Here is an 18,970-nt window from a genome sequence, read left to right as displayed (position 1 = left end):
TGCGCCGCCCGCGTGTCGCCCGTTTCGTCCGCCCGGGCGGGTGTTTCCGGTCCCGGACGCGAATCACCCCGCGGGATCCTCGGCTGAGGATCCCGCGGGGTGATTCGATCGCGACGCTACGGCGTCAGCGGGACTGCATGATCTCGCGCATGAGGCGCGCGGTCTCGCTGGGGGTCTTGCCGACGCGGACGCCGACCTTCTCCAGCGCTTCCTTCTTGGCCTGGGCCGTACCGGCGGAGCCGGAGACGATCGCACCCGCGTGGCCCATGGTCTTGCCCTCGGGGGCGGTGAAGCCCGCGACGTAGGCGACGACCGGCTTGGTGACGTGCTCCTCGATGTAGGCCGCGGCCCGCTCCTCGGCGTCGCCGCCGATCTCGCCGATCATCACGATCGCCTCGGTGGCCGGGTCGTCCTGGAACGCCTGGAGGGCGTCGATGTGGGTGGTCCCGATGACCGGGTCGCCGCCGATGCCGACGCAGGTGGAGAAGCCGAAGTCACGCAGCTCGTACATGAGCTGGTAGGTCAGCGTGCCGGACTTCGACACCAGGCCGACGCGGCCGGGGGTGGTGATGTCCGCCGGAATGATGCCCGCGTTGGACGCGCCGGGCGAGGCGATGCCGGGGCAGTTCGGCCCGATGATGCGGGTCTTGTTGCCCTTGGCGCCGGCGTAGGCCCAGAACTCGGTGGTGTCGTGGACGGGCACGCCCTCGGTGATGACCACGCAGAGCGGGATCTCGGCGTCGATGGCCTCCTTGACGGCGTCCTTGGTGAACGCCGGGGGCACGAAGACGACCGACACGTCGGCGCCGGTCTGCTCCATGGCCTCCTTGACCGTGCCGAACACGGGCAGGCCCTCGTGGACGGTGCCGGCCTTGCGGGCGTTGACACCGCCGACGACCTTGGCGCCGGAGGCGAGCATGCGGCGGGTGTGCTTGGTGCCCTCACCGCCGGTCATGCCCTGCACGATGATCTTGCTGTTCTCGGTCAGCCAGATAGCCATTACGCACCTACCGCAGCGAGCTCGGCGGCGCGCTTGGCCGCGTCGTCCATGGTGTCCACCAGCTCGACGCGGGGCAGCCCGGCGTCGGCCAGAATCTGCCGCCCCAGAGCGGCGTTGTTGCCGTCCAGGCGCACCACCAGCGGGTGCGTCACGGCCTCGCCCCGGCTCTCCAGCAGCTGGAACGCGGAGACGATGCCGTTGGCGACCGCGTCGCACGCGGTGATGCCGCCGAAGACGTTCACGAAGACCGACTTCACCGACGGGTCGGAGAGGATGATCTCCAGGCCGTTGGCCATGACCTCGGCCGATGCGCCGCCGCCGATGTCGAGGAAGTTGGCCGGCTTGGGCTGGCCGGGGAAGGCCTCGCCGGCGTAGGCGACGACGTCCAGCGTGGACATGACCAGGCCCGCGCCGTTGCCGATGATGCCGACCGTGCCGTCGAGCTTGACGTAGTTGAGGTGCTTCTCCTTGGCCCGCGCCTCGAGCGGGTCCTCGGCGGCCTTGTCGACGTACGACGCGTGCTCCGCCTGGCGGAAGTTCGCGTTCTCGTCGAGGGTGACCTTGCCGTCGAGGGCCTTAACCTGGCCGTCGGCCGAAAGGATCATGGGGTTGACCTCGACGAGCGTGGCGTCCTCGTCGACGAAAACGGCCCAGAGCTTCTCGATGAGGGCGGCCGCGCCGTCCAGCGACTGCTCGGGCAGGCCGCCGGCCTGCGCGATCTCGCGCGCCCTGGCGAGATCGACACCCTCGATGGGGTTGACCGGAACCTTGGCCACCTTCTCGGGTGCGGTGTGCGCGACCTCTTCGATGTCCATGCCGCCCGCGGCCGAGCAGATGGCCAGGAACGTACGGTTCGCACGGTCGAGGAGGAAGGAGAAGTAGTACTCCTCGGCGATCTGGCTGGCTTCCTCGATCAGGACCTTGTGGACCGTGTGGCCCTTGATGTCCATCCCGAGAATCTGCTTCGCCTTTGCGTGAGCGTCGCTCGCGTCGTCGGCCACCTTCACGCCGCCGGCCTTGCCGCGGCCCCCGGTCTTGACCTGGGCCTTGACGACGACACGCCCGGTGAGCTGCTCGGCAGCCGCGCGCGCATCGTCTGCGGTGTGCGCCACGATGCCGCGCGGCACCGGGATGCCGTACTCCGCGAAGAGCTCCTTCGCCTGATGTTCGAACAGGTCCACGAGGGTCCGTCCTTCGGCTGATCTTCGTAATGTCGAGGGCCAGGCGGGGTGACCTGCCTGGCATTTCCGCGCATGAAGCCTAGCCCCAGCGAGGAGGTGAAGGCGTCATGGGGTACCGGTAAGTCCTTGCCAAGGGCTGACGGATAGGGCAAAGTTACGCAAAAGATCCTAAATCCCTGTCGGGATGGCGGACCGCACCCAGCCGACGATCTCATCTGTCGTCGCGCCCGGCGTGAAGATGGCGGCCACCCCCATTTCCCGGAGTTCGGGGATGTCGCCCTCGGGGATGATCCCTCCACCGAAAACCACGATGTCCTCGGCGTCCTGCTCCTTGAGGACCTCCAGCAGGCGGGCGAAGAGGGTCATGTGCGCGCCCGACAGGATCGACAGCCCGATCGCCGCGGCGTCCTCCTGGATCGCAGCCCGCACGATCTGCTCGGGGGTCTGGTGCAGGCCGGTGTAGACGACCTCCATGCCCGCGTCGCGCAGCGCCCGCGCCACCACCTTGATCCCGCGGTCGTGCCCGTCCAGTCCCGGCTTGGCAAGAACGATCCGAATCGCCCCCATCGCGACCTCCTCGCAACGCGACCGCCTTCACATCCTCGCCGACTCGTGCCCGGCCGTCCACGCACGGAAGCACCGACCCGCGAGCCATGGCGAGGGCCTGAAGGCGTACGCGGACCGGAGTCACCCCGCACGGCGGACGGGACAGTGCAGCGAGGAACGATCCACGACGCTCTCGGAAACCATTACGGAAATCCACAGGAAATGTCGATTTTCGTGACTTTACTGTGATCATCGCGCGGCAGGATGCAGCATGATCACCTCATCTTGATCACCTTCTCCGCGTCAGGGGAAGGCATCCAACAGGAGGAACCCCCCTTATGAGGCGAATGATCGCCACTGTCGCCTGCGCGGGAGCCGCGGCGCTGATGGCCCCCACGATCGCCGCCCCCGCGTACGCGCAGACGCGTGCCGCGGACCCGGTCTCGGCCCTCGCGAAGCAGTTCAAGGTCAAGCGCGGCGTCCACATGACGTCGGCCACGAAGATGAGTGTCGCCGGGATGCCCGGGTTCAAGACCAGGACGGAGGGCGACGTCCAGTTCGGCCGCTCAGGCATCGTGGCCTCTGACCTCACGACCAAGAACGACTTCGGCAACCTCTTCGAGGATGACGAGGACCTTCAGGGTCTGAACGAGCCGATGCGGACCATCACGATCAACAAGACCGCCTACGTCTCCGGCGGCATCTTCGGCGACATCATCCCGTCGGACAAGACCTGGCTCCGCGTACCCACCGGGGCCTCTGCGACGTCGCTCGGCGGCGACCAGTTCGTCAACGTGTTCAACGCGCGCAGCCTGCGAGCCGTGCTCGCGACCACCAAGGCCAAGGGCAACGGCGGCACACTCGACGGGACGCGGACCACGGTCTACCGCGGCTCCATCACGCTCAAGCAGCTCGCGGCGTCGTCCCCGGCGATGAAGAAGCAGCTCGCCGACCTGGACGCCAAGTCCGGCAAGACCGTGCTCAACTGGAAGCTGTGGGTCGGCGCGGACCAGCTCGTCCGCCGCGTGACCACGGCCGTGACATTCACGATCAAGAGCAAGAAGATGTCCATCGACATGGACCTGACCGGCGACACCAAGTTCACCAAGTGGGGGTCGAAGGTCTCCATCACCGCTCCCCCGGCGAGCGAGGTCGCCACGTCGGCCGACATCGACGGCTCCGTGCCTGAGGTGCCGACCATCATCACCCCCGGCATGATGGCGGCCAAGAGCTAGCCAGAGACAGCCTGCGGTAACCAGAAGTGAACGAGGGCCCCGCGGAACCGTTTCCGGTCCGCGGGGCCCTCTCACGTTCAGTACGCCCGCCCGCGCGGCGTCAGAGCTTCTCGACCTTGGCGTAGGCCAGCATCAGGGTCTTCTCACCGTCGGAACCGAAGTCGATCTTGACGCGGGTCTTCTCCGCCTGGCCCTCCACCGCGACGACCGTGCCGAGGCCGAAGCTGTCGTGGGTGACACGGTCGCCCGGGGTCAGGCTCGGGATCGGCCGGCCGGTCTTCTTGGGCGCGGACGCCGTACGGCTCTCGCGTGAGGTGGCCGCCCCCCACGCGGTCTTCGCCGGGTCGCCGCGCCACTCGACGAGCTCGTTCGGCACCTCGGACAGGAACCGCGACGCCGGGTTGAACGACGGCGCCCCCCACGCCGAGCGCACCGCCGCGCGGGACAGGTAGAGCCGCCGCTGGGCGCGGGTGATGCCGACGTAGGCGAGGCGGCGCTCCTCCTCCAACTCCTTGGGGTCGCCCATGGAACGCATGTGCGGGAAGACGCCGTCCTCCATCGCGGTGAGGAACACCACGGGGAACTCCAGCCCCTTCGCGGTGTGCAGGGTCATCAGGGTGACGACGCCGCCGTGGTCCTCGCCCTCGGGGATCTGGTCGGCGTCGGCCACCAGCGAGACCTGCTCAAGGAAGTCGACCAGCGTGCCCTCGGGGTTGCCCTCCTCGAACTCCGCGGCCACCGCGATCAGCTCGTTGAGGTTCTCCAGGCGGCTCTCGTCCTGCGGGTCGCCCGACGTCTCCAGTTCGGTGCGGTACCCGGTGGCGGCCAGCACCTCCTCGGCGAGCTCGGACAGCGACAGCTCCTTGGCCCGCAGATCGTCGAGCAGGGCGGTGAACTCCCTGATCGCGTTCAGCGAGCGGGTGGCCAGGCCGGGGGCCTCGTCGGCCCGGCGCAGGCCCTCCCAGAAGCTGATCCGCTCGCGGCTCGCGAACGCCTCGATCATCGCCTCGGCCCGGTCGCCGATGCCCCGCTTGGGCACGTTCAGCACGCGGCGCAGGGAGACCGTGTCGTACGGGTTGGCCAGGACCCGCAGGTAGGCGAGCAGGTCCTTGACCTCCTTGCGCTCGTAGAAGCGCACCCCGCCCACCACCTTGTACGGCAGGCCGGTCCGAATGAAGACCTCCTCGAAGACACGCGAGGCGGCGTTGGTGCGGTAGAACACGGCCACCTGGCCGGGGGTGGCCCCCTCCTCGTCGCAGAGCCGGTCGACCTCCTGCGCGACGAACGTGGCCTCGTCGTGCTCGCTGTCCGCGACGTACCCGATGATCTTGGGACCGGCCCCCTGGTCGGACCAGAGGTTCTTGGGCTTGCGGCTCTCGTTGCGGGCGATGACCGCGTTGGCGGCGTTGAGGATGGTCTGGGTGGAGCGGTAGTTCTGCTCCAGCAGGATCGTCTTCGCGTCCGGGTAGTCGCGCTCGAACTCCAGGATGTTGCGGATCGACGCGCCGCGGAAGGCGTAGATCGACTGGTCGGCGTCGCCCACCACGACCAGCTCGGCGGGCTCGACCCGCTCGTCGCCCGCCTCGTCCGGGCGGACGAGGTCACCGTCGGCCGTCCGGAGCGCGGGCCGCCCCACCAGCTCGCGAACCAGCACGTACTGCGCGTGGTTGGTGTCCTGGTACTCGTCGACCATCACGTGCCGGAACCGGCGGCGGTAGTGCTCGGCGACCTCGGGGAAGAGCTGGAACAGCGCGACCGTGAGCATGATCAGGTCGTCGAAGTCCATCGCGCCGGCCTCGGTGAGCCGCGTCTGGTAGGTGCGGTACGCCTCGGCAAGCGTGCGCTCCAGGTGCGTCTGCGCGTTCGCCGCCGCCGTCTCGTAGTCGATCAGCTCGTTCTTGAAGTTGCTGACCTGGGCGGAGAACGTCTTGGGCGGGTAGCGCTTGGGATCGAGGTCGAGCTCGCGGCAGACCAACGCCATGAGCCGCTGCGCGTCGGCCTGGTCGTAGATCGAGAAGTTGCTGGTGAAGCCGAGCCGCTTGGCCTCGCGCCGCAGGATGCGCACGCACGCGCTGTGGAAGGTCATCACCCACATGGCCTTGGACCGGGGACCGATGAGACGGTCGACCCGCTCCTTCATCTCCTTGGCGGCCTTGTTGGTGAAGGTGATCGCCAGGATCTCGCCCGGCTGGACGCTCCGCTCCGACAGCAGGTACGCGATGCGATGGGTGAGCACGCGCGTCTTTCCCGAGCCGGCCCCGGCGACGATGAGCAGGGGACCGCCCTGATGGAGCACGGCCTCACGCTGATGCGGGTTGAGACCGTCAAGCAAAGGATGGGTGATGGCTCGGGTGGACACGTCCCTAGCGTATGGCCGCCCACCGACATCCAGCACCCGGATCGGCCACTGGACGGGCCCGCCTCCCTGTACCCGCCGCGCCAACCTGCGCGCCTCGTCTCCACCTGTGGGTGGAGATCGGTTTCTCCACCCGCGCGCCGATCCGCGACGGGGCACCCGGTTTCTACGTTGTCGTGCATGGAATCCACGCAGATCGCCGCGCTGAGTGTCGCCGTCGTGCTGTTCGTCGTCTACCGCCAGATGATGACGCGCCGTACCGAGAGGCGAGGCCTCTTCGTCTTCGCCGGGGCGATGATGCTGGTCGGGCTCGCGGGCGGCGGCGTCGTGGACATCCGGCATCCGGCTCTCGGCGTGCTGATGCTGATCGTGGAACTGGCCGTCGCCGTGGGCTTCGGCTTCCTGCGCGCCGCGACCGTACGCGTGTGGCGGGACGAGGCGGGGGTGACCTGGTCCAGGGGCACCGGCTGGACCGCCGCGGCCTGGCTGGCCTCGCTCGCGTCGCGGGTCGCGCTCTTGGGCGCCGGGTACGCCCTGGGGCTTTCCCCCGCGCCCACGTCCGTGCTGCTCTTCGTCGGCCTGACCATCGCCGTCCAGTCCGTCGTGGTGACCCTGCGGGCCCGGACCCTGCCCCGCGTCCCCGCACGACCGGCGAGCAGCCCCCTGACGTCGTGAGGGGCGCGGCGGTGTCTGGACTGAGGAACGAGCGGGGAGCGAGGGACGAGCGACCCCGCGAGGGGCGCGGCGGTGTCTGGACTGAGGAGCGAGCGGGGAGCGAGGGACGAGCGACTCCGAGCGACGAGGGAAGACATCGCCTTAGGGCGCCCCGAGCCGCGCGAGCGGAGCGAGCGCAAATAGACACAGTAACGTCATGGCGTGACGACGCCCGGCAAGACGACACGTTCCCGCGCCGTCCTGCGTGTGGGGCTGATCGTGCTGTTCGTGATCGCGCAGGCCGCGGGCCGGCCCGGCTTCGGCCTGTCGGGGCGCGGGCTCGCGGTCGCCGGCCTCACGCTCGCCGTCGCCGTCACCGTGGCCGCCGGGGTCCTGCCGGTCGATCGAGAAGGGACGCCCCGGAGGGTGGTCCTCGGAATCCCCGTCAAGATCCTGTCACTCTGCCTCGCCGCTGTGGCGTCGGTCGTCCTGATCGAGGTAGCGGATGCGAGCAGCCCGGCCATCGCCGCCCTGCTCTTCGTCGTCGGGGCCGCCGCCGTCCGCCACCCGCCGCGGCACTCGGTGCCGGTGGCCGTCGTCGCGCTGGTGGGGCTGCTCGTCGGCGGCGCGGCGAGCGGTGACATGGCACAGGATCTGAGCCTGTGCCTGAGCGTCTGCTCGGCGTACCTCATCATGCACACGATCGCGCTGCGCCGGGCCACCAGGAAGGCCGAGGCGCGCGAGGCGGTGCTGGCCGAGCGCGCCCGCATCGCGCGCGAGATCCACGACATCCTGGCCCATTCGCTGTCGGCCCAGATCGTGCATCTGGAGGGCGCCCGGCTGCTGCTGCGCGCCGACCGGGCCGGCGAGGCTCTGGAACGCGTGGACCGCGCCAGGGAGTTGGCCAAGAACGGCCTCGAAGAGGCGCGCAGGGCCGTCGCCGCCCTGCGTGAGGATCTGCCGCCGCTGCCCGTCGCGCTGCGCGCCCTGGCCGGCGAGTTCGGTACGGCGACGGGCCGTGAGTGCGCGGTCGAGGTGTCCGGGCCGGAGCGGCGGCTGCCTCCGGAGACCGAGCTCGCGATCGTTCGCACCGCCCAGGAGGCGATCACGAACGTGCGCCGCCACGCGCCCGGCTCGCCGGCGCTCGTCCGGCTCGGGTTCCGAGACGGCGCCTGCGAGCTGGAGGTGGTGAACCCCGCCTCCGAGGTCCCCGGCACGCCTGGGGGAGGATACGGGCTCGTGGGGATGCGCGAGCGGGCCGAGCTTCTCGGCGGGACGCTGGAGGCGGGCGAGTCGGACGGCGGTTTCCGGGTGCGGCTGCGGGTGCCGGCGTGACCGCCCGCCTGCCCCTTCACCCGGCTGCGCGAGCGGGCGCGTTCCCGGTCGTCGCCCCGCGTACGGCGAAGGAGGGCGGCGCGTGACGGCGCGTGTTCTGGTGGCGGACGACCAGTCGGTGGTCCGCGAGGGGCTGGTGCTGCTGCTCGGCCTGCTGCCCGGGATCGAGGTCGTCGGGTCGGCGGGCGACGGCGAGGCCGCGCTGCGGCTGGTCGCCGCCGAACGCCCCGATGTGGTGCTCATGGACCTGCGGATGCCCCGCATGGACGGCGTCGAGGCCACCCGGCGGATCCGCGCCGAGTTCCCGGACACCCAGGTCGTCGTCCTGACCACGTACGCGGACGACGAGTCGGTCTTCGCCGCGCTCCGGGCCGGCGCGCGCGGTTTCCTCACCAAAAGCGCCGACGCCGACGAGATCGCCCGGGCCGTGGAGGCGGTCATGAACGGCGACGCGCAGCTCGATCCGGGCGTGCAGCGCCGGCTGATCAGCACGGTGACGGCCCTTCAGGTCCCTTCCGACGCCTCCGCGCGTACGGCGGGTGGCCGGGGAGCGGCGCCCGCCGGGCTGACGCCGCGCGAGCTGGAGGTGCTGCGGCTCATCGCGCGCGGCCTGTCGAACGCGGAGATCGCGGCCGCGCTGTACGTCAGCGAGGCGACGGTGAAGACCCACATCAACAACCTCTTCGCGAAGACCGGCCTGCGGGACCGGGCGCAGGCGGTCGCCTACGCGTACCGGAACGGGCTCGCCGACCCGTCCTGACGCACCCGTGGGATGGACCCGGCTACCTCCGGTCGCGGTCGAGGCGGCGGGCCAGGCGCGCCGCGACGTAGCCGAGGGAGTTGGTCCCCAGATGGGTCAGGGCCGGGGCGAGCAGGCCACCCCGGCGGCGCAGCTCCCCGAAGAGCAGACCGGCCACCGTGGTGGACGCCACGGTGGCCGCGACCAGACGGACGGCGGTCGCCGCCGGGGAGCCGGACGTCGGGGAGCCGGACGTCGGATGGCCGGGGGCCGCCGCGGAGGAGCCGGACGCCAGGTGACCGAGCGCCGGGTTGGCCCGCGCCATGTCGATCGCCGGGAGGACGTGCCACAGCCCGAAGCACGCCGCCGCCGCGACGCCGGCCGTACCCGCCGGGAGGGACCGGCCGAGCAGCGCGGGCAGGACGCCCCGGAAGGCGACCTCCTCCAGCAGGACCGTGCCGATCGGCACCTGGACCAGCGCCTCCTCCAGGAGCCGGGCGCGGGACAGCGTGAGTGCGCGCTCGTCGAGGAAGAGCGGGCGGGTCCGAGGGAGGGCGACCCCGGCGGCGTACGCGGCGGCCACTCCGGCAGCGAGCGCCCCGCCGAGACGCGCCCCGCGGCCCGCGCCCGAGAAGCCCAGCTCCGCCCAGGTCAGGCCGTCGCGGCGGGCGATCGCAAGCAGGACGGCGGTGGCGGCCGCCGAGGTCACGGGCGCCCAGCGCCGCGCGATCCGGTTGTTCGACACGTTCGCCAGCGCCAGCACGCCGAGCGCGCCGGCCACCGGGCCGACGCGCGACCTCCCACGCCCCATCGGGGACTCCACCGCCCTCCCGAACCCGTCCCGGCGCCTCCCGGCGAGCCGTCCGGGGAGACGGCCCCCACTCTCTCAGCCGGTCAGTCCCAGAGGTGGACCGGCTCGTTGGTGTGCATGTACTCGATGTAGCGCAGGGTCATCCGGCGCAGCGCCTCGTGGTCGCCGCCGAGCGCCCGCGCGGTGTCCACCTGCCAGGTCGCGCCGTTGCGCGCGGTCAGGCAGCGCTGCTCGATGATCCCGAGCAGCCGGTCCCGATACGGCGCGCCGACGCCCGAGAGTTCGAGCCCCTGGTCGGCGAGCGGCAGCAGGCGGCGGCAGACGAGCTCGACGGCGGGCACCTCGCCGAGGTCCGGCCAGTACAGGTGGGCGTCGAGGCCGTACCTGGCGGCGTTGAGCAGGTTCTCCTCGGCGACGGCGAAGGACATCCGGGTCCACACGGGCCGCTCGGCCGCGGCCAGCATCCGCAGCAGGCCGTAGTAGAAGGCGGCGTTGGCCGTGATGTCCGCGACCGAGGGCCCGGCGGGCAGCACCCGGTTCTCCACCCGCAGGTGCGGCATGCCGTCCACCACGGCGTAGACGGGGCGGTTCCAGCGGTAGATCGTGCCGTTGTGCAGGGTCAGCTCGCCCATCTCGGGTATGCCGCCGCTCTCCAGCACCTCGCGCGGGTCCTCCTGGTCGCAGATCGGCAGCAGCGCTGGAAAGTATCGGACGTTCTCCTCGAAAAGGTCGAAGGCCGAGGTGATCCAGCGCTCGCCGAACCACACCCGTGGCCGCACGCCCTGGGCCTTCAGCTCCTCCGACCTGGTGTCCGTCGTCTGCTCGAACAGCCTGATCCGCGTCTCGCGCCACAGCTCCTTGCCGAAGAGGAACGGCGAGTTGGCCGCGATGGCGACCTGCGGCCCGGCGATGGCCTGCGCCGCGTTCCAGTGCGCCGCGAACTCGGACGGACCGACCTCCAGGTGGAACTGCAGGCTGGTGCAGGCCGCCTCCGGCGTGACGCTCGCGGCGTACGTGTCGAGCCGCTCGACGCCCTCGATCTCGATGTGCAGGTCCTCACCGCGGGCGGCCAGGATCTGCTCGTTGAGCAGGCGATAGCGGGCGTTCGTCGACAAAGACGACACTTCGACGTCGCTCTCCCGCAGCGTCGGGAGGATACCGACGAGCACCAGGTGCCCGCCGACGGTCGCCGCCCGCTCCTCCGCCCGGTTGAGCCGGTCGCGAATGCTCTCCTCCAGCCGCAGCGACCCGTCCCGGTAGAGCCCCTGCGGCTGGATATTCATCTCGACGTTGAACCGGCCCAGTTCGGGGCCCCAGTCGGGCTCGGCGATGGCGGCGAGGACCTCGTCGCTCTTCATCGTCGGCTCTCCCCGGTCGTCGACCAGGTTGAGCTCGATCTCCAGACCTGCTCGCGGCCGCCGCAGCTCGAACCGCGACTCGTGCAGCATCTGGGCGAAGACGTCGAGCGACCGCCGGATCTTGTCGCGGTACCGGCGACGATCCTCCCCGGTGAACACCATGGCGGGTACGTCACGCCCCATCAGACCAGCGTACGCACCCTCAAGCGGGTCAGACCAGCCTGCGGGCGGTGGCCCAGCGGGACAGCTCGTGCCGGTTGGAGAGCTGGAGCTTGCGCAACACGCTCGACACGTGCGTCTCCACGGTTTTCACCGAGATGAACAGCTCCTTGGCGATCTCCTTGTACGCGTACCCGCGCGCGATCAGCCGGAGCACCTCGCGCTCGCGCTGGGTGAGCGAGTCCAGCTCGGGATCGATGGGCGGGGCCTCGGAGGAGGCGAACGCGTCCAGCACGAACCCGGCGAGGCGCGGCGAGAAGACCGCGTCGCCGTCCGACACCCGGATGATCGCGTCGGTCAGCTCGGCGCCGCTGATCGTCTTGGTGACGTAGCCGCGCGCGCCGCCGCGGATGACGCCGATCACGTCCTCGGCCGCGTCGGACACCGACAGCGCCAGGAACCGCACCTGCGCCCCGGACCCGAGGACCCGCCTGAGGACCTCCTGGCCGCCGCCCCCGGGCATGTGCACGTCGAGCAGCACGACATCCGGCTTCAGCTCGGCGATGGACGCGACCGCGCTCTCAACGTCCTCGGCCTCGCCGACCACCTGGATGGACGGCCCCAGCTCCGCGCGGACGCCGGACCGGAACAACCGATGGTCGTCGACGATCAGCACGCGTACGGTCTTCATTGCTCTTCACCATTCCTTGCTCGTCCCGCGCGGCCCGGCACCGCGCGGGTTCGTCCGCCGCCTTCGCGACGCCCGATCAGGACTCCCTCTTCATCGTCAGCATGACCTCGGTCCCGTCGCCGGGCTCGGTCCTGACCCGGGCGCTTCCGCCGTTGCGCTCCATCCTGCCGATGATCGACTGCCGGATGCCCATCCGGTCGGCGGGAACGTCGTCCATATCGAACCCCTTGCCCCGGTCCCGTACAAACACGGTGACCTCGTCGGGCTCCACCTCGGCGTACACCGAGATCACCGGGGCGCCGGAATACCGGGCCGCGTTGACCATCGCCTGGCGGGCGGCCTGCAACAGTGCGCCCAGTCTCTCGTCCAGGTCGCAGTCGCCGACGCAGACGATCTCGATCGGGACGCCGTGGGCGTCCTCCTCCTCGGCGGCGACCCGGCGTACGGCCGCGGCCAGCGTGGCGTCGGCGTCCTGCTTGGGCTGATAGAGCCAGTTGCGCAACTCCCGCTCCTGGGAGCGGGCCAGCCGCGTCACCTCGCGGGCGTCGTGCGCGTTGCGCTGGATCAACGTCAGCGTGTGCAGCACGGAGTCGTGGACGTGCGCGGCGACCTCGGCCCGCTCCTCCTGGCGGATGCGCTCGGTACGCTCCCGCTGCAGTTCCTTGACCAGGGAGGCCAGCCACGGGGCCGCGATCAGCAGCATGCCGCCCACGACCACGGCGGTGAACACCAGACCGGTCTTGGCCTTGGCCAGTTCGCCGCTCGCGGCCAGGAAGCCGAAGGCACCGACCACGACGAGCAACGCGCCGATGAGGGTCCGGACCCAGCCCGTGTTGACCTGGCGCACCGCTCCGGACATCCAGCGCTGTCGCCGGCTCGGGTCGGCCTGCTGCCAGAGGATCAGCGCGCCGATGCCTCCGGCGGCGATCGGCCACGTGCCGATGCCTCCGTCGAAGGCCCCTGTGATCCAGCCGAGCCCGGCGACGGCCACCCAGAGCACGCCGTACGCGGCGAACTGCCCCCAGTCGCGGGCCGGTTCGGGGCCTTTGGCCTCTTCCTTCGGCGTGAACATCCACAGCGCCGCGTAGGCGACGACGCCGAGGCCGTTGACAACGGTGAGCAGCAGGAAACCCAGGCGGAGCACGACAGGATCGAGCCGCAACTGGGCGGCGGCACCCTGCGCGACGCCCGCGACGACACGGCCGGAGGCGGGCCGGACGAGGCGGGGCCCGGCATCGGGAACAGTAGGCGTTTCAGACATCTCGCGAAGCATCGTCACACGATGTGCACCATGGTCGCATCAGGGCGTGCCCTGATACGCCCCCTGAGGGGTCGGGGGCGAGTCAGGGGTTCCCCCGATGGCCGACGCCGGTGGCGAACCGCCACGATGGGACCATGACCGAAGCACCGCCCACCTCCACCGAAGACCCCGCACCCGCTGGCGAGCGGGTGCTGCAGCGGTCCGCCGAGGGCCGCATGATCACCGGTGTGTGCGCGGGCCTCGGACGCTACGCCGGCATCGACCCCGTCCTGCTCCGCGTGGGTTTCGCCGTACTCGTCCTCGGATCCGGCATCGGCATCATTCTCTATATCGCCGCCTTCCTGCTGATGAAGGACAGCGCGGGCCGGCCCGGATACGTGGAGCAGTGGACCCGCCGCATCTTCGACACCGAGACCGTGCTGGCGCTGCTCGCCGCGGTCTTCGCGTTCGGCCTGATCATCAACGTGGCGTCGGGCGGGATCGACATGGGCACGATCGTCGTGGGCACGCTGCTCGCGATCGCGCTGCTCGCCGCGCACGCACGCGGCGTCGACCTGCTGCCGCTGGCCAAGTCGCTGCCCGATCGGATCTTCGGCCGCCGCGGCACGACCCCCGCCCATGAGAACGCCTTCCCCTGGCCCGGCGCCCACGCCACCCCGTCCGGCCCGTACGGCATGCCGCCCCAGGCGCCGTACGAGGGCGGCCCGTACCCGCCCGGTCAGTACCCGCCCGGCTCTTACGGCCATGGCTCGTACGCGCCCGGCTCCTACGGCCGGCCGCCGCAGGCGCAGGCACCGTACGCGCAGGCGCAGGCACCGTACGCGCAGGCGCCGTACCAGCCGTACGCGCAGGCGCCGCAGGGCCAGGCCGCGTACCGGCAGGAGCCGAACGGGCAGGGGCCGCATGCCGCGGCTGGTACTGCGGCGTTCGCCGGGCCGCCGCAGACCCCGGGCGCCCCGGTGCCGCCCGTCACGGAGCCGACCTGGGCCGCCGAGCCCACCGCCGGCCCATCCGTGGGAGGCGAGACCGACGGCAAGGCGGGCGGAGACGGCGCGCCCGACGCGACCAAGCTCCTGACGTCGCCGGTTCCCCCGGCCGCTTCGCAGGCGGAGCCCCTGGACGCTTCGGACACGGACTCTTCGAACACGCGCGTGGCGGAGGTGCCGTCGGCCGACTCGGTCGCGCCCGGCGCACACCAGGCGGAAGCTCCATCGGCGGCCGCGGCGGCGGCCCAGGCTTCGCCGACCGCCCACCTGAGGGACGTCCCAGCGGGGCCGGAGGCGTCGGTCCCGTCCTCGGCTGAGGCGCCCCTGAGTTCCCCGGTCACGGCGACGCCACCCACGCCTGGCACTCCACCGCCCGCCGGGACCGGTTTCCGGCGGCTGTCCGACCTGGCCAGGGAGGCCGGGCGCGGCCCGTACGACTACGGGGCGAGCGAGCCGTTCGCGCCGCACGGCCCCTACGCGGGATCCGGGCGCACGCCCTACCCGCCCGTCGACCCCCCGTACCTGCGGGACGTGGAAAGAAGCGCCGCCCGGCAACCGGCCCGGCAACCGAAATCGAAATCTTTCATCGGCGGATTGACCATCTGCCTCGCCCTGATCGTTGGAGGGATCATGGTGGCGGTGCAGCAGAGCACCGGTTCTCCCAGCATGCCGGTGATCGGCGGGGCTGTCCTCGCCACGATCGGGACCGGTCTGCTGATCGCGACGTGGTTCGGGCGGGGAGCGGGTCTGGTCGCCGCCGGGGTCATCGTGTCGCTGGCCCTCGTCGCGGGATCGACGCTGGGCGGCATTCCCAAGAACATCGGCTCCTTCTCCTGGCACCCCAGCGAGGTCACCCAGCCCGGCAGGGAGTACGCCGTCGGCGTGGGCGACGGCACGCTCAACCTGACCGATCTCCCGCTGGCCACCGGCTCGCGCGTCCGCTTCGACGCGTCCGTCTCGATCGGGCGGATCACGGTGATCGTGCCGACCACCGCCCGGGTCGAGGTCCACGGGTACGCCAAGGTGGGCGAGGTCATGATCGGCAACAAGGTCGAGGACGGCATGGACGTCCAGTTCAGCCGGGTCCTGGAGCCCGACAAGGCCACCGGCGACGCGCCGACGATCGAGCTGCACGTGAAGGCCGGCATCGGCGATGTGGAGGTTCTCCGGGGCGACGACGCGACGGCGCGCGAGCCTCTCCTGCCCAGCAGGGTCGGCGGCCGGGATCCGCACCGCCCCACCGACCCGCCGACGGCGCCACCGCCCCTGCCCAACGGGGTCGACGGTGTGCCGGCGCCCCGCGGCGCCGACGCGCCCGCGATGGCACCGCTTCTGCCCGCGCTGGTCGGCAACGTGGAGGTGCGCAGTGGCGCGTGACCCCGAGCGGCGTCCCGGACGGACCCACCCGACCGACTGGCTCGCCCTCCTGTGCGGCCTGCTGTTCATCGGGGTCGGCGTCCGCTACATGATCACGCCCGCCCCCGACTCGGTCATGATGCTGCTGCTCCTCATCGTCGGCATGGGGTTCTCCGCCTTCGTCGCGATCCTCTCGAAGGTCGCGCGCAAGCGCTGAGCAGCACGCTCGTCTCACGGAACATCCTGCGATCGCCCGTTAGACTGGAACAATGTTGGCCCTGGAGTTCGTCAGCACCGTCCGTGCGACCCGTACCGGCCGGGTGGACGACCTGACCGACACCGACGGCACGACGGCGTGGGTGCGAGAGCACGCCGAGCCGCTCGGGATCGACGCGGCTTCCTTCGTCGCCGACGAGGCTCTGCGGGCCGAGGTGGTCGAGCTGCGCCAGGCGGTGCGCGCCCTGTTCGCCCGCGCCGTCTCCCCGGAGCAGCCCAGCAGCGCCGACGCGCACCTGCTGCCCTCGTTCGCGGAGGCGCTCCACCTGGTGAACGACACGGCGGCGGCGGTGTCGCTCGCGCCCCGGCTCGACTGGCCCGCCGACGGCGCGCCGAACATCGCGATCGTCCCGGCGAGGCCGGCGAGCGTATCCGCGCGGGTCCGCGCCGCCCTCGCCTCCTCCGCCATCGAGTTCCTCGCCGGTCCCGGCCGCGAGCGGCTGCGGACCTGCCACGCGCCACGCTGCGTGCTCTACTTCCTCAAGGAGCACGTCCGGCAGGAATGGTGCTCCGTCGGCTGCGGCAACCGCGCTCGTGCCGCACGGCACTATCGGCAGCACAAGGCTCATTGAATCCACCGCACATCGCGCGGCGACGCCCGGCCTGAACGCCGTACACCGTCCCCTGTACGGGACGCACCACCACCAACGCCCTCGCATGGGCAGCCCTCGCCGAACGCCCTGTGCCGGCGTCCGGCCTGAACGCTCCTGACCCGCGCGCCACGCGCGGGCGCCCCCTGACGCGCCACCGGCCCGCTCCCCGGCGGCCCCTCCACGCTTCCCGGTGATCCGCGTCCGAAGAACGACGCCCACAGTTACCGCTCACCGGTTGTGTGATCCATATCACTCATGACATAACGGACCTAGGTCATTAGTTCCGTTATATTTCTAACGGAACAACCCGTTAGAACCGTGAGGAGAAACCCCCATGACCTTCAAGACCGGCCACGTCGGGCTCAACGTCTCCGACCTCGACGCGTCCACGGCGTTCTACGTCAAGGTGTTCGGCTTCGACATCGTGGGCGAGTCCCGCGAGGAGGGGCGCCGCTTCGCCTTCCTCGGGCTCGACGGCACGCTGGTGCTGACCCTCTGGGAGCAGAGCGAGGGCAGGTTCGGCACCGGGACCCCCGGCCTGCACCACCTGTCCTTCGAGGTCCCGGACATCGAGGCGGTGCACCGGGCCGAGGCCGCCATCCGGGAGACCGGCGTCACCGTGTTCCACGACGGCGTCGTGCCGCACGGCGAAGGCGCGTCCTCGGGCGGCGTCTTCTTCGAGGACCCCGACGGCATCCGCCTGGAGATCTACACGACCACCGGCGCCGACGAGCGGCCCGCCCCCACGTCGGGCGCCCCGACCTGCGGTTTCTTCTAAACAACCGGTATCCGGGCAACTGACATCGAACAGCCGTCGGGGAAGGAAGACGAGGATGCGGCACATCGGAGAGGTCGCGGTCCAGCGCCGTGCGGGCGTCCAGGCCGAGAACTGGGGGTCGGCGAACGCGCGGCCGAACATCCCCGAGGTGGCGGCGGGGTTCCTGACCGCCCAGCGCATGCTCGTCATCGGTACGGCCGGCCCCGACGGCCGCGTCTGGGCCGGCCCGCTGACCGGGCCCGCCGGTTTCGCCAGGGCGTCGGGGCCGCAAACGGTGGTGATCGACGCGTTACCCGGCACGCATGACCCGCTGTCCGGCGTGTTCGACAGCGGGCACGACATCGGCATGCTCGCCATCGAGCCGAAGACCCGGCGACGGATGCGGATCAACGGCCGGGCCCGGCACGAGGGGAACGGCCTCATCGTCACCACCGATCAGGTCTACGCGAACTGCCCCAAGTACCTGCAGACTCGCGAAATCGCGGACGAGCCCGCCCTCTCGACGGCCGCCACATACAGGAGGGCCGCGCTCGACCCCGGGCACCGGGAGTGGATCGAGAAGGCGGACACGTTCTTCGTCGCCACGCACGCGGACGGGCTCGGCTCGGACGTGTCCCACCGGGGCGGCAATCCCGGCTTCATCCGGGTCGTGGACGAGCGCCGTCTCGTCTGGCCGGACTACGTCGGCAACTCGATGTACATGACGCTCGGCAACCTGGAGCTGAACCCCGCCGCCGGGCTGCTCTTCCTCGACTGGGCCACCGGCGACGCGCTGCACCTGACCGGCCGGGCCCGGGTCGACTGGGACCCGGGTGACGTCCCCGGCGCGCAGCGCCTGGTCGAGTTCGACGTCGACGAGGTGATCCAGGTCGGCGGCGCGAGCCCGCTGCGCTGGACCTTCGGAAATTACTCCCGTTTCAACCCACAGCCAAGGAATCAATGATGCGCGTCTACGTCGACAGGGAACTCTGCCAGACACACGCCCAGTGTGTCTTCGCGGCACCCGACGTGTTCGAGCTCGACGAGAACGACGAGCTGCACTACGTCGCCGAACCGGACGAGTCGCAGTTCGCGGCCGTCGAGGAGGCCGCCCTGCTCTGCCCGGTGCAGGCGATCTCCTTCCAGGACTGACCAGGGCCGAGAACGGCGCCACGCAGAAAGGCCATCCGCCATGAAACCACCGGTTCCTCCCTTCACCGAGGAGACCGCGCGCCAGAAGGTGCAGGCCGCCGAGGACGCCTGGAACACCCGCGATCCGAAGGTCGTCGCCCTCGCGTACACGCCCGACTCGGTCTGGCGCAACCGGGACGAGTTCGTCACGGGCCGCGAGGAGATCGAGCGGTTCCTCACCCGCAAGTGGGAGCGGGAGCTCGACTACTCGCTCCGCAAGGACCTGTGGGCCTTCACCGGTGACCGCATCGCGGTGCGCTTCCAGTACGAGTGCCGCGACGCCGACGGACGGTGGTGGCGCAGTTACGGCAACGAGCTGTGGGAGTTCGACGCCGCCGGGCTGATGCGCCGCAGGGAGGCGAGCATCAACGACCTGCGCATCGACGAGGGCGAGCGGCGGATATTCGGCCCGCGGCCCGCCGAAGAGCGGGGCCTATCTTTCCCCCTGGCCTGACTTTTGGGGGTTGACCGGCCGAAACAGGGGC

19 protein-coding genes are annotated in these 18,970 nt (G+C 70.9%); 11 read left to right on the top strand and 8 right to left on the bottom strand.

What is annotated here, in order from left to right; translation table 11 throughout:
- Positions 1–124 precede the first annotated feature (124 nt).
- The 3 genes from sucD to ACQP1V_RS07250 form a co-directional block, all read right to left on the bottom strand.
- Positions 125–1,000: a succinate--CoA ligase subunit alpha gene (gene sucD / locus ACQP1V_RS07260; protein ID WP_061253308.1), complete on the bottom strand. Its 876-nt coding sequence runs from the start codon at positions 998–1,000 to the stop codon at positions 125–127.
- Positions 1,000–2,181, bottom strand: coding sequence for an ADP-forming succinate--CoA ligase subunit beta (sucC, locus tag ACQP1V_RS07255; protein ID WP_433420096.1), 1,182 nt, complete (start codon positions 2,179–2,181; stop codon positions 1,000–1,002). The genes sucD and sucC overlap by 1 nt, the downstream gene beginning before the upstream one ends.
- 168 nt (positions 2,182–2,349) lie before the next feature.
- Positions 2,350–2,748, bottom strand: a complete 399-nt coding sequence (locus ACQP1V_RS07250) for a cobalamin B12-binding domain-containing protein (protein WP_433420093.1) — start codon at positions 2,746–2,748, stop codon at positions 2,350–2,352.
- Between the two features lie 326 nt (positions 2,749–3,074).
- Between ACQP1V_RS07250 and ACQP1V_RS07245 the strand changes: the two genes are divergently transcribed.
- On the top strand, positions 3,075–3,962 hold the full coding sequence (locus ACQP1V_RS07245; protein ID WP_433420091.1) for a hypothetical protein: 888 nt from the start codon (positions 3,075–3,077) through the stop codon (positions 3,960–3,962).
- Positions 3,963–4,062: 100 nt separating this feature from the next.
- Here ACQP1V_RS07245 and pcrA read toward each other — a convergent pair whose 3' ends face one another.
- A complete protein-coding gene (pcrA, locus tag ACQP1V_RS07240; RefSeq protein WP_433425773.1) occupies positions 4,063–6,294 on the bottom strand; it encodes a DNA helicase PcrA in 2,232 nt (743 codons plus the stop codon).
- Positions 6,295–6,498: 204 nt separating this feature from the next.
- Between pcrA and ACQP1V_RS07235 the strand changes: the two genes are divergently transcribed.
- The 3 genes from ACQP1V_RS07235 (at position 6,499) to ACQP1V_RS07225 (ending at position 9,067) form a co-directional block, all read left to right on the top strand.
- A complete protein-coding gene (locus tag ACQP1V_RS07235; RefSeq protein ID WP_433420088.1) occupies positions 6,499–6,993 on the top strand; it encodes a hypothetical protein in 495 nt (164 codons plus the stop codon).
- A 201-nt stretch (positions 6,994–7,194) separates the two neighbouring features.
- A complete protein-coding gene (locus tag ACQP1V_RS07230) occupies positions 7,195–8,307 on the top strand; it encodes a sensor histidine kinase (protein WP_433420086.1) in 1,113 nt (370 codons plus the stop codon).
- Between the two features lie 82 nt (positions 8,308–8,389).
- Positions 8,390–9,067 (top strand): response regulator, encoded by a 678-nt coding sequence (locus ACQP1V_RS07225; RefSeq protein ID WP_433420083.1) that lies wholly within the window; start codon positions 8,390–8,392, stop codon positions 9,065–9,067.
- Positions 9,068–9,089: 22 nt separating this feature from the next.
- On the opposite strand, the gene ACQP1V_RS07220 is transcribed toward ACQP1V_RS07225, so the two are convergent.
- The 4 genes from ACQP1V_RS07220 to ACQP1V_RS07205 all read right to left on the bottom strand — a co-directional run bounded on the left by ACQP1V_RS07220 (position 9,090) and on the right by ACQP1V_RS07205 (position 13,326).
- Entirely contained in the window at positions 9,090–9,857 is a 768-nt protein-coding gene (locus ACQP1V_RS07220) for a CPBP family glutamic-type intramembrane protease (protein WP_433420079.1), read from the bottom strand.
- Positions 9,858–9,940: 83 nt separating this feature from the next.
- A complete protein-coding gene (locus ACQP1V_RS07215) occupies positions 9,941–11,398 on the bottom strand; it encodes a glutamate-cysteine ligase family protein (protein ID WP_433420076.1) in 1,458 nt (485 codons plus the stop codon).
- A gap of 28 nt (positions 11,399–11,426) precedes the next feature.
- Positions 11,427–12,065: a response regulator gene (locus ACQP1V_RS07210; protein WP_387408224.1), complete on the bottom strand. Its 639-nt coding sequence runs from the start codon at positions 12,063–12,065 to the stop codon at positions 11,427–11,429.
- 76 nt (positions 12,066–12,141) lie between these two features.
- Positions 12,142–13,326 carry a PspC domain-containing protein gene (locus ACQP1V_RS07205; protein WP_433420073.1) on the bottom strand — a complete coding sequence of 395 codons (1,185 nt, stop codon included), beginning with the start codon at positions 13,324–13,326 and terminating at the stop codon, positions 12,142–12,144.
- Positions 13,327–13,460: 134 nt separating this feature from the next.
- Here ACQP1V_RS07205 and ACQP1V_RS07200 point away from each other — a divergent pair, with 134 nt between their 5' ends.
- The 7 genes from ACQP1V_RS07200 to ACQP1V_RS07170 all read left to right on the top strand — a co-directional run bounded on the left by ACQP1V_RS07200 (position 13,461) and on the right by ACQP1V_RS07170 (position 18,939).
- A complete protein-coding gene (locus tag ACQP1V_RS07200) occupies positions 13,461–15,689 on the top strand; it encodes a PspC domain-containing protein (RefSeq protein ID WP_433420070.1) in 2,229 nt (742 codons plus the stop codon).
- Positions 15,679–15,885, top strand: a complete 207-nt coding sequence (locus ACQP1V_RS07195; protein ID WP_067129851.1) for a hypothetical protein — start codon at positions 15,679–15,681, stop codon at positions 15,883–15,885. The genes ACQP1V_RS07200 and ACQP1V_RS07195 overlap by 11 nt, the downstream gene beginning before the upstream one ends.
- Before the next feature lie 52 nt (positions 15,886–15,937).
- Complete coding sequence (locus ACQP1V_RS07190) at positions 15,938–16,516, top strand: CGNR zinc finger domain-containing protein (protein WP_433420067.1); 579 nt, start codon at positions 15,938–15,940, stop codon at positions 16,514–16,516.
- A gap of 355 nt (positions 16,517–16,871) precedes the next feature.
- Positions 16,872–17,315: a VOC family protein gene (locus tag ACQP1V_RS07185; protein ID WP_067129857.1), complete on the top strand. Its 444-nt coding sequence runs from the start codon at positions 16,872–16,874 to the stop codon at positions 17,313–17,315.
- A gap of 55 nt (positions 17,316–17,370) precedes the next feature.
- Positions 17,371–18,258 (top strand): pyridoxamine 5'-phosphate oxidase family protein, encoded by an 888-nt coding sequence (locus ACQP1V_RS07180; protein WP_433420063.1) that lies wholly within the window; start codon positions 17,371–17,373, stop codon positions 18,256–18,258.
- Positions 18,258–18,446, top strand: a complete 189-nt coding sequence (locus ACQP1V_RS07175) for a ferredoxin (protein ID WP_433420060.1) — start codon at positions 18,258–18,260, stop codon at positions 18,444–18,446. The genes ACQP1V_RS07180 and ACQP1V_RS07175 overlap by 1 nt, the downstream gene beginning before the upstream one ends.
- Before the next feature lie 40 nt (positions 18,447–18,486).
- Positions 18,487–18,939: a nuclear transport factor 2 family protein gene (locus tag ACQP1V_RS07170; protein WP_433420057.1), complete on the top strand. Its 453-nt coding sequence runs from the start codon at positions 18,487–18,489 to the stop codon at positions 18,937–18,939.
- Positions 18,940–18,970 lie beyond the last annotated feature (31 nt).

The sequence above is a fragment of the Microtetraspora malaysiensis genome (assembly GCF_050947145.1).
In the GTDB taxonomy this organism is placed as follows: Bacteria; Actinomycetota; Actinomycetes; order Streptosporangiales; family Streptosporangiaceae; genus Microtetraspora_A; species Microtetraspora_A malaysiensis.
Note: the sequence above shows the minus strand (reverse complement) of the source record. Positions and strands in the feature narration are given on the sequence as shown.

Bases quoted from the DNA above. Each gene is read 5' to 3' on its own strand.
- sucD (WP_061253308.1), bottom strand. From the start codon at position 1,000: ATGGCTATCTGGCTGACCGAGAACAGCAAGATCATCGTGCAGGGCATG.
- ACQP1V_RS07250 (WP_433420093.1), bottom strand. From the start codon at position 2,748: ATGGGGGCGATTCGGATCGTTCTTGCCAAGCCGGGACTGGACGGGCAC.
- ACQP1V_RS07245 (WP_433420091.1), top strand. From the start codon at position 3,075: ATGATCGCCACTGTCGCCTGCGCGGGAGCCGCGGCGCTGATGGCCCCC.
- ACQP1V_RS07235 (WP_433420088.1), top strand. From the start codon at position 6,499: ATGGAATCCACGCAGATCGCCGCGCTGAGTGTCGCCGTCGTGCTGTTC.
- ACQP1V_RS07220 (WP_433420079.1), bottom strand. From the start codon at position 9,857: ATGGGGCGTGGGAGGTCGCGCGTCGGCCCGGTGGCCGGCGCGCTCGGC.
- ACQP1V_RS07215 (WP_433420076.1), bottom strand. From the start codon at position 11,398: ATGGGGCGTGACGTACCCGCCATGGTGTTCACCGGGGAGGATCGTCGC.
- ACQP1V_RS07210 (WP_387408224.1), bottom strand. From the start codon at position 12,065: ATGAAGACCGTACGCGTGCTGATCGTCGACGACCATCGGTTGTTCCGG.
- ACQP1V_RS07205 (WP_433420073.1), bottom strand. From the start codon at position 13,326: ATGTCTGAAACGCCTACTGTTCCCGATGCCGGGCCCCGCCTCGTCCGG.
- ACQP1V_RS07200 (WP_433420070.1), top strand. From the start codon at position 13,461: ATGACCGAAGCACCGCCCACCTCCACCGAAGACCCCGCACCCGCTGGC.
- ACQP1V_RS07190 (WP_433420067.1), top strand. From the start codon at position 15,938: ATGTTGGCCCTGGAGTTCGTCAGCACCGTCCGTGCGACCCGTACCGGC.
- ACQP1V_RS07185 (WP_067129857.1), top strand. From the start codon at position 16,872: ATGACCTTCAAGACCGGCCACGTCGGGCTCAACGTCTCCGACCTCGAC.
- ACQP1V_RS07180 (WP_433420063.1), top strand. From the start codon at position 17,371: ATGCGGCACATCGGAGAGGTCGCGGTCCAGCGCCGTGCGGGCGTCCAG.
- ACQP1V_RS07175 (WP_433420060.1), top strand. From the start codon at position 18,258: ATGCGCGTCTACGTCGACAGGGAACTCTGCCAGACACACGCCCAGTGT.
- ACQP1V_RS07170 (WP_433420057.1), top strand. From the start codon at position 18,487: ATGAAACCACCGGTTCCTCCCTTCACCGAGGAGACCGCGCGCCAGAAG.